This is a genomic window from uncultured Flavobacterium sp. (genome assembly GCF_937967675.1).
In the GTDB taxonomy this organism is placed as follows: domain Bacteria; phylum Bacteroidota; class Bacteroidia; order Flavobacteriales; family Flavobacteriaceae; genus Flavobacterium.
This window is the reverse complement of record NZ_CALBSN010000101.1, coordinates 1-8,882: the sequence shown is the minus strand read 5'-3', so window position 1 is coordinate 8,882 and position 8,882 is coordinate 1. Positions and strand designations below refer to the sequence as shown.

Annotated in this window: 9 protein-coding genes; all 9 read left to right on the top strand. The window is 32.5% G+C overall.

What is annotated here, in order from left to right:
• The first annotated feature begins 341 nt into the window (after positions 1–341).
• The 9 genes from Q0075_RS06885 (at position 342) to Q0075_RS06845 (ending at position 8,348) form a co-directional block, all read left to right on the top strand.
• Positions 342–773, top strand: coding sequence for a hypothetical protein (locus Q0075_RS06885; protein WP_297868865.1), 432 nt, complete (start codon positions 342–344; stop codon positions 771–773).
• A gap of 9 nt (positions 774–782) precedes the next feature.
• A complete protein-coding gene (locus Q0075_RS06880) occupies positions 783–1,274 on the top strand; it encodes a hypothetical protein (RefSeq protein ID WP_297868864.1) in 492 nt (163 codons plus the stop codon).
• Positions 1,275–1,566: 292 nt separating this feature from the next.
• Positions 1,567–2,337: a lincosamide nucleotidyltransferase Lnu(H) gene (gene lnu(H), locus Q0075_RS06875; RefSeq protein WP_018110123.1), complete on the top strand. Its 771-nt coding sequence runs from the start codon at positions 1,567–1,569 to the stop codon at positions 2,335–2,337.
• A gap of 238 nt (positions 2,338–2,575) precedes the next feature.
• Positions 2,576–3,814 carry a T9SS type A sorting domain-containing protein gene (locus Q0075_RS06870; RefSeq protein WP_297868863.1) on the top strand — a complete coding sequence of 413 codons (1,239 nt, stop codon included), beginning with the start codon at positions 2,576–2,578 and terminating at the stop codon, positions 3,812–3,814.
• 227 nt (positions 3,815–4,041) lie between these two features.
• Positions 4,042–5,268: a DNA cytosine methyltransferase gene (locus Q0075_RS06865; RefSeq protein WP_297868862.1), complete on the top strand. Its 1,227-nt coding sequence runs from the start codon at positions 4,042–4,044 to the stop codon at positions 5,266–5,268.
• Entirely contained in the window at positions 5,265–6,404 is a 1,140-nt protein-coding gene (locus tag Q0075_RS06860) for a restriction endonuclease (protein WP_297868861.1), read from the top strand. Before Q0075_RS06865 ends, Q0075_RS06860 begins: the two co-directional genes overlap by 4 nt.
• Before the next feature lie 186 nt (positions 6,405–6,590).
• Positions 6,591–7,175: a Crp/Fnr family transcriptional regulator gene (locus tag Q0075_RS06855; protein ID WP_028123681.1), complete on the top strand. Its 585-nt coding sequence runs from the start codon at positions 6,591–6,593 to the stop codon at positions 7,173–7,175.
• A 103-nt stretch (positions 7,176–7,278) separates the two neighbouring features.
• Positions 7,279–7,827: a carboxymuconolactone decarboxylase family protein gene (locus Q0075_RS06850; protein WP_028123680.1), complete on the top strand. Its 549-nt coding sequence runs from the start codon at positions 7,279–7,281 to the stop codon at positions 7,825–7,827.
• A gap of 86 nt (positions 7,828–7,913) precedes the next feature.
• Positions 7,914–8,348, top strand: a complete 435-nt coding sequence (locus Q0075_RS06845; protein ID WP_034981927.1) for a DUF417 family protein — start codon at positions 7,914–7,916, stop codon at positions 8,346–8,348.
• The last annotated feature ends 534 nt before the right edge of the window (positions 8,349–8,882 follow it).

The following is an 8,882-nucleotide window of genomic DNA, read 5'->3' as shown; positions in this document are numbered from 1 at the left end:
GGGCATTCGAGTATAAAAACCACGACTGTTTATACACATTTAACGAAAACTGCTGTTGATAGGATACAGAGTCCGTTAGATCGCATGGTTGACATAAAAGGTAAGAAAAAACTTGAAGAATAATTTTTAAAGTTAAAAAAAGTTGTATATATTTGATGATATTTACTAGTTAGCAGATATTGTTGAAAAATCGAACGCAAATAAGACATTTCTTCAAAAATCTAACTTGAACAAAATATTTGTTAACGGCGGGAAATAAGCTGAACAACCGAAAGCCGAAAATGACTTTTTACACCAAAAAAGCATAAAATAAAGTAAGCACAAAACAAAAATTTACATTAATGAAAACAAATTTTTTCAAAGCGACAATTTTAGCATTAGTCACAATTTTTACAATTTCTTGTTCAAAAGATGACGATTCAAGTTCAACAGAAACAGGTGGCGGTTCATCTACAACTACAAACACTTGGGTTAAATTAACAGCAACAACTTCAGCAGGTGTAGTAAAACCAAACTACATTATTATGATGTTTGACCAACCTGTAACTTCAACAAGTGCATTGCCTCCAATTAAAAAACAAGTAACTACAGATGCAAATGGTTTAGCATATTTTGACTTAAACACAATGATTACTAGCACTACTCCAACAACTTATTATTTTGAAGCATTTGTATCTAATGGTTCAGGAGGTTATGTTTGGAAAAGCGTAACTCATTACCAAACAAATTTAGCTAAAGGAACAATGGCAACAAGTTCAATAATCGTAAACTAAAATAAAACAATGAAAAACAAAATTTTACTATTTGGCTTAACTCTATCTTTAGCAAGTTGCGGAAGCTGGAACAGAATTGGAGATTTAACAACAATCGGAAACAGAAATGTTGATGACAGTAAAAAATATACTTTATTAACTCGTGAAGTTGAAGCAGTTGCCGAAGCAGATGCAGACGCAATGGAACAAGCAGTAGATAACTTAACAAAAAAATATGAAGGAGAATTTTTACGAAACGTAAAAGTTTATGTAAAAAGCAACGGAAAAAAAGTTAAAATTATTGGTGATGTTTGGGGGACACAAAACACTTTAATAAATGTATCAACCGAAGCAAATGCAAAAGTTATTTTAAATGTTGGAGACAGCGTAGTTTTTAAAAGAAAAGGAAAACTCACAGACGGTAAAATTATTGGAGTTAATTCAAACTTGGTAATTGTCGAATTTGACGGCGACAGAAAAGTGGAATTAAAATATGATGAAGTAACGAAAACGAATAAATAAAAATTACAACATCTGCTAACAGCAGTTTGGCAAAATGGCGGGTTCAGTGCTAAATTGAACATTCGGTTTTCAAATGAACATTAGTGCTAAATTGAGAGTAAGTGCTTCTAAATCCGCCACTTCGCCAAGCTGCAAAACGTTGGCGGTAATTTTACCAAACAGAATGTTAAACATAAAAAAATATAATCCGATGAAGCTATAAGTAACTGTCCAAAATAAATAAACTCAAACTTTTTCATTGCTTTTAAAAAGTAATGGAGTTTTCTATTATTAATTTTTAAAAATTAGAAAAATGACACAGTTACAAATGATTGACAAAACAAAATTATTAGCTCAACAAGACGAAAATATTTCCGCCGTTTTTATGTATGGTTCATTTACAAAAAACGAAGGAGACCAATATTCCGACATCGAATTTTATATTTTCTTGAAAAGTAAAGAAGACTTTTCAGCCGAAAAATGGGTAAACCAAATTCATCCGGTTGCATTATATTTTACCAACGAATATGGAAGTGAAGTGGCTATTTTCGACAATATGGTCAGAGGAGAATTTCATTTTTTAAAAACGGAGGAAATTGAAATTATCAAATCCTGGGACGGAATTGTTGAATTTAGCGATTTTGACCAAATGAATCTAATCGACAAAGACGGACTTTTAACGAAAACGCTTAATCAAATCGGAACAAAATCCCCAGAAAGAATAACAAATGAAAATATCTTGTGGTTAAGCCAATCATTACTTAATGTTGTACTGACAACAAGCAACTTGATTAAAAGAGAAGAATTTGCTCACGCTCATCACAGTTTATCAAATGTTCAGAAATACTTGCTTTGGCTTATAAGAGTAAGAACAACCAAAACGCAACATTGGGAAAGTCCGACTAAAAATCTCGAAAAGGACATTGATGTAATTTGGTATTCAGCGTATAAAAAAGTAACATCTGACTTAAATCCTAAAAACATCGTTTTGGCTTTTGAGAACTCCTTAAATTTATCGAAAAAACTATTTGACGAACTTAAAATTGAACCCAAACTGAAAGAAATCCTGAGCAGAATAAGATAAAAACTACCGCCAACAAGGGTTTGTCGCAATGGCGGGTTAAGTGATTAATTGAAAGTTTCGGCTTTCTATGTCGCAAAAGCCAATTACATTGACTTTTTTTCTTAAATTTATTCAATGAATTGGCTTTTGCTACGTGTCGTCTAAATCGAAAGCTTCGTCTTCGATTTTCCGCCACTGCGTCAAGCCCCGAAACGTTGGCAAACATTAAATCTTATATTAACACTTAAACTATTTAAAAATGAAAAAAAAATACCTTTTACTAATAAGCATATTTTTCGCACTAAATTTGTCTTTTTCTCAAACCTCTTATACAATTATTGGAGCAACTTCTGGAACTAATTGGAGAAGTTGCAACCAATTTGCATGGGCAGGCCAAAACATTACAACAACAAACTGCGGACTAATTACTAATATTACGGTCGATGTCCGAGATGTGACAACTTCTGGAACTGCAGAATTAAGACTTAACAGCGGTACTAATACAGACACACCTAGTTATACTCAATCAATTAATGTCACCTCAACTGGAACTTTAGTGATTCCTCTATCTACACCTTTCCCTGTTGATGCAAACTCAAATTATGCTTTTAGTCTGAAAGGTATTGGTTCTACTGAATTTACAATCAAAGGTGATTTAGACTTTAGTGGTGATGTTTATACTGGTGGAGTGGTCACGGCTAATTTTCCAGGCGGACATAGTTTAGGAAGTACAAATGAAGGAGACCTTATATTCAGTGTCGATATAGCTGAAAGTTACGATATTATTGGAGCAACTTCTGGAACTAATTGGAGAAGTTGTAACCAATTTGCATGGGCTGGCCAAAATATTACAACAACTAGTAGTGGGGAAGTTACCGATATTACGATCGATGTCCGAGATATGACAACTTCTGGAACTGCAGAATTAAGACTTAACAGCGGTACTAATACAGACACACCTAGTTATACTCAATCAATTAATGTCACCTCAACTGGAACTTTAGTGATTCCTCTATCTACACCTTTCCCTGTTGATGCAAACTCAAATTATGCTTTTAGTCTGAAAGGTATTGGTTCTACTGAATTTACAATCAAAGGTGATTTAGACTTTAGTGGTGATGTTTATACTGGTGGAGTGGTCACGGCTAATTTTCCAGGCGGACATAGTTTAGGAAGTACAAATGAAGGAGACCTTATATTCAGTATTTCTGTTTCAGAATGTAATAATAATACCTTGTCTTTAGTTGAAAATTCTACTTTAGAGAATTTAAAAGTTTTCCCAAACCCAACTAGTGGAGAAATTACAATCCAATTTAATAGACTTCAATCGAATTTAGGTTTGGAAATATTTTCTATCAACGGTCGTTTGATGAATAGCAAAAACTTTAACAACACTTCTTTAATCAATCTTAATTTAGACTCTCAACCCGGAATTTACATTATGGTGATAACAAATGAAAACAGAGAAAAAAACTATCAAAAGATTATAAAAAAATAACGATTTGCCAACACCGTGTATAAGCAATAGCGGTTTAAGTACAAACTTGAACCGTTTTTGCGTTTAATTAAGTATCTTGTATTCTGAAAGGTAGTAGCTATAAATCCGCTACTGCTCATACACCAACCGTTGTAGGCAATGCGACCAAAATTGCGTATAAACTCGACCTCCTAAAATTCAACCATTTTTTTTTGTAAATTGCACTCAAATTTTAACAGACAAAATAAATGAGTTTAAAACAGACAATAAGTATTAATGAATTTGACGGCAAAAGCTATCAAATTAGACTTGTTGAAGGCGTTGAAGACAAAGCCGTTTTGACACATTATCTGCATAATTATAGAAACGGCGTAAAAAAGCATTACGAAAAAGATGCAATTTCAACTTTAAAAAATTTCGTAGAATATAAACAAGAAGAAACTGAACTTCCGATTGTTGCAGAAGATGCTTTACAACAACTTTTATTTGAAGTTGAAAACGTTCCGTTTCCAACTCCAGAAAATTACAGTTTCAAATTCATTGACTTATTTGCTGGTATTGGAGGATTTAGATTAGCATTGCAAAATGTTGGTGGAAAATGCGTTTTTACAAGTGAATGGAACAATGATGCACAAAAAACGTATCGAGAAAATTTTGGAGAAGTTCCGTTTGGCGATATAACAAAAGAACGAAACAAAAATTATATTCCTGAAAAATTTGACATTTTATGTGCAGGTTTTCCTTGCCAAGCATTTTCGATTGCTGGTTATCAGAAAGGTTTTGCAGACACAAGAGGAACTTTGTTTTTTGACATTGAGCAAATTGTAGAAAAACACAAACCAAAAGTTGTGTTTTTAGAAAATGTAAAAAATCTTGTTTCCCACGACAATGGGAATACATTCAAAACAATTATTGAAACGCTTGAACAAAAATTGGGTTATAAAACATTTGCAAAAGTTTTAAATTCAGCAACTCACGCAAATGTTCCGCAAAATCGTGAACGAATTTTTATAGTTGCTTTTGACCCAAAACAAGTGAAAAATTATGCGAAATTTGAGTTTCCTAAACCAATCAAATTAACAAAAACAATTCACGACTTTTTAGATAAAGAAAAGCAAGATGATATTTTTTATTACAAAAAAGACCATCAATATTATCCTGAACTTGCAAAAACAATGTTGTCAAAAGATACTGTTTATCAATGGAGAAGAGTTTATGCAAGAGAAAACAAAAGTAATCTTTGTCCAACATTAACCGCAAATATGGGTTCTGGTGGACATAATGTTCCGTTGATAAAAGACGATTTTGGAATCAGAAAATTAACACCAAAAGAATGTTTTGCTTTCCAAGGTTATCCAATCGAAAAATATATAATTCCAAAACTTGCAAATAGTAAACTTTATATGCAAGCAGGAAATTCTGTAACGACAACTTTAATTGAAAGAATTGCAAATCAAATAATTGAAGTTTTATGAAATCGTTTGCAGAAATTGACATAGAAAAAAACGGAAATTATTTGAAACTGCTTTCAGCAGTTTCAAAGCTTTCTGGTTTGTTCAGTGAAAGTGCAATTCCTTTCATCAATTATAGAGTTGCAGAAAATATTTTTTGCAGAAGTTTTGATGCGGGAAATCTTTCTCGTTCTGACACGGCTTTTGACGCAAATTATAATTCTATCGGTGTTGGTTTGAAAACCTTTACCTGCAATACAAATAACAGTACTGAAAAGGTTGCCGAATTTAATTCACTTTCAAGAATTTTAGCTGAATTTAAAGGCAAAGATTTGGCAATTAAATTGGGTGAATTTAGAAACGATAGAATAAATTTAGCAAATAGGCTTTACAATATTGAAAGTTCACTTTATCATATCGTTGCGAGAAAAGAAAAAGAATTATTGCTTTATGAAACTGATTATAACACCATTGATATTGCAAATATTCATTCGGTAAAAGACAACAAAGCAAGTTTGCAATTTGAAGATGGAAACAACTTTTATTCTTTCAATTATTCAAAAAGTACACTTTTTAGAAAATTCATCATTCCGCAAAATGCGTTTCGATTACCGATTGATATAATTGAAGACCCGTATTCTTTGCTCCTTGAATTATTCGAGGAAAACAAAAATTTAAAACCAGCAACAGACAAACTTGTAAAAGGAGAAAATTATGTGATTTTACCACTTTATGGTATTCATAAAAAAGAGAAATTTATTTTTGAACGAAGCGGTTTAAATCAATGGAATGCAAACGGAAGAAAAAGAGATTTTGGCGAAATTTACATTCCAATTCCTGCGGAATTGCACAGAAAATATCCAAATTTCTTTCCGCCAAGAGATGAAATTTTTAATTTACAAATTCCAACAGGAGATATTTTTTCTGCAAAAGTTTGTCAAGAAAATTCAAAAGCATTGATGACAAATCCAAACAAAGCATTGTCAGATTGGCTTTTGCGTAAAGTTCTACAACTAAAAGAAGGAGAACTTGCAACAATGGAAAAATTAGACAAATTAGGTTTTGACAGCGTAATAATTATGAAAGACAAAAATGGAGATTTTAAAATTGACATTATGAAAACAAATACTTATAACGAATTTAACAACGAAACTGAATAAAAAAGCACTGCCTACAACAGCAGTTTGGCAAAATGGCGGGTTCGGTGCTAAATTGAACATTTGGTTTTCAAATGAAGTTTAGTAATAAATTGAAAGTAAGTACTTCAAAATCCGCCACTTCGCCAAGCTGCAAAACGTTATGCGTCACCCTATGAGCGACACTACTAATCATCAACATTAGACTAAATGACAAACAAAATAACTTCATATATTGACAAGTTTGTAAAACTGACAGAAGAAGAAAAGAAGCTTTTTAGTTCTTGTTTCAAAGAAGAAAAAATTAAAAAACGACAATTCATAGTTCAACCAAACTTTATAGCCAAGCACAGACACTATGTTTTGCAAGGAGCATTTAGGGCTTATTTTGTGGCTGATGAAGGGCAAGAACACACAATTACTTTTGCCATTGATGACTGGTGGATTACAGATTATAACAGCTATATTTTTCAACAACCTGCGACAATGTTTGTGGTTGCATTAGAAGACAGCATAATTTTACAACTTGACTATGAAAAAGAACAAGAACTAAAATTACAAAATCACAAATTTGAAACTTTTTTTAGGATAATGGCAGAACGAGGACTTGCTGCTCAACAGAGAAGAATAATTTCAAACCTAACCCAAACAGCCGAAGAACGCTACGAAACTTTTTCAAATAAATATCCTCAAATCGTGCAAAGAGTTCCTCAATATGCTTTAGCTTCTTATTTAGGAATGACGACTGAATTTTTATCCAGAATAAGAAATAAAAGGGTTTCAAAGAAAAGTTGAACTACATCAACCAAATTTCCTAAACTACATCATTTTTATCTATTGTAAGTCATCGCACCTTTGTATCGTCAATAAAGACAAACAATATTTAAAAAATAATAAAATGACAACATCAGAAAAAAGAACTTACACGGTTCCAACAAGAGAAGAAGTATCTGCAAACAATCAAGGTATGTTTGACAACCTCCAAAAAGGTTTAGGTTTTGTTCCTAATTTGTATGCCTATTTCGCTAAAAATGAAACAGCATTAGGCGACTATTTAACGCTTCAAAATCGAAAAAGCACATTAAGAGCCAAAGAAAGAGAAGTGATAAACTTGGTAACAAGTCAAATTAATGGTTGTCGTTATTGCCAATCGGCTCACACAGCATTAGGAAAAATGAATGGTTTTTCAGACGAACAAATTTTAGAAATTCGTAAAGGAACAGCAAGTTTCGACAGTAAGTTAGACGCTTTGGCAAAATTCACAGCATCAGCAGTTGAAAATCGTGGACGTGCAACCGAAGAAAGCAAAGAAGCATTTTTTGGAGCAGGTTACAGCGAAGCCAATATGATAGATGTAATAATAGTTGTTGGCGATAAAATTATTAGCAATTATTTACACAACTTGACAGAGTTTGAAATTGACTTTCCTGTTGCAGAAAAATTATAATTGGTTGAAGCGTAAAAATAAAACGTATTTTTCTCTAAGCAATCACCCCAATTTTTTCAATTACAATTCTTTTAAAAATAAATAAAATGAGTAAAATAAATAAGTTAGGCTATAAAATAGCCGTTTCAGGTGTCGTCGTTGTATTACTTTGGATTGGTTTTTTTAAATTCACACCATCGGAAGCTGTAGGCATAAAACCTTACGTTGAAAACCACTTTTTGATGTCGTGGATGTACAAAGTGTTGAGCGTTCAAGTCGTTTCAAATATCATTGGGCTTTTCGAAATCATTGTTGGTATTGGTTTAATATGGAGTTTATTTAAACCTCAAGTTGGAAAAATATTTGGCTGGGCAGCAGTCGTTATTTTTGGCACAACTCTAAGTTTTTTATTGACAACGCCAGGTATTAATAAAATAATTGATGGTGTACCCACTACAGACTTTTTTGTTTTGAAAGATATTATGGCATTGGGTATTTCGTTAATGGTGGTTTATAATGAAACGGGTTTGGTTGAAAAGTAGTCTTTTATCTCCTTAGTATAAACGCTCTGGTTTATATTTTTACATCAAAAAAGGCGTTTTTACCGAGGGGGCAATTGTAATATTACCGAAACAATTATTCTTTTAAAAATAGAAAAATTACTGCAATAAAAACCGTGGACGTGCAAACGAAGAAAGCAGAGAAGCATTTTTTGGAGCAGGTTACAACGAAGCCAATATGATAGATGTAATAATAGTTGTTGGCGATAAAATTATCAGCAACTATTTACACAACTTGACAGAGTTTGAAATTGACTTTCCCATTGCTGTAAAAATCTAACCTAAATAGACAAATTTCATTACTTTTTAAGCGGATTTTGAAGATGTTATTTATCTTTGAAGTCTGCTTTTTGTATTTAATATTACCTAAAAAAGACATCAATATTGGATACTAAAACTATTACAGGAAAAGAAGGGCGAACGCATAACAGCGGTTTGGCAAAAGTGGCGGTTCAGTGCTCCGCAGACACATTTGTGGTTAATCAAAGTTTGGTTCTCCGCATCAACATTTGTGGT

Bases quoted from the DNA above. Each gene is read 5' to 3' on its own strand.
- Q0075_RS06860 (WP_297868861.1), top strand. From the start codon at position 5,265: ATGAAATCGTTTGCAGAAATTGACATAGAAAAAAACGGAAATTATTTG.
- Q0075_RS06845 (WP_034981927.1), top strand. From the start codon at position 7,914: ATGAGTAAAATAAATAAGTTAGGCTATAAAATAGCCGTTTCAGGTGTC.
- Q0075_RS06850 (WP_028123680.1), top strand. From the start codon at position 7,279: ATGACAACATCAGAAAAAAGAACTTACACGGTTCCAACAAGAGAAGAA.
- Q0075_RS06865 (WP_297868862.1), top strand. From the start codon at position 4,042: ATGAGTTTAAAACAGACAATAAGTATTAATGAATTTGACGGCAAAAGC.
- Q0075_RS06870 (WP_297868863.1), top strand. From the start codon at position 2,576: ATGAAAAAAAAATACCTTTTACTAATAAGCATATTTTTCGCACTAAAT.
- Q0075_RS06885 (WP_297868865.1), top strand. From the start codon at position 342: ATGAAAACAAATTTTTTCAAAGCGACAATTTTAGCATTAGTCACAATT.
- Q0075_RS06855 (WP_028123681.1), top strand. From the start codon at position 6,591: ATGACAAACAAAATAACTTCATATATTGACAAGTTTGTAAAACTGACA.
- Q0075_RS06880 (WP_297868864.1), top strand. From the start codon at position 783: ATGAAAAACAAAATTTTACTATTTGGCTTAACTCTATCTTTAGCAAGT.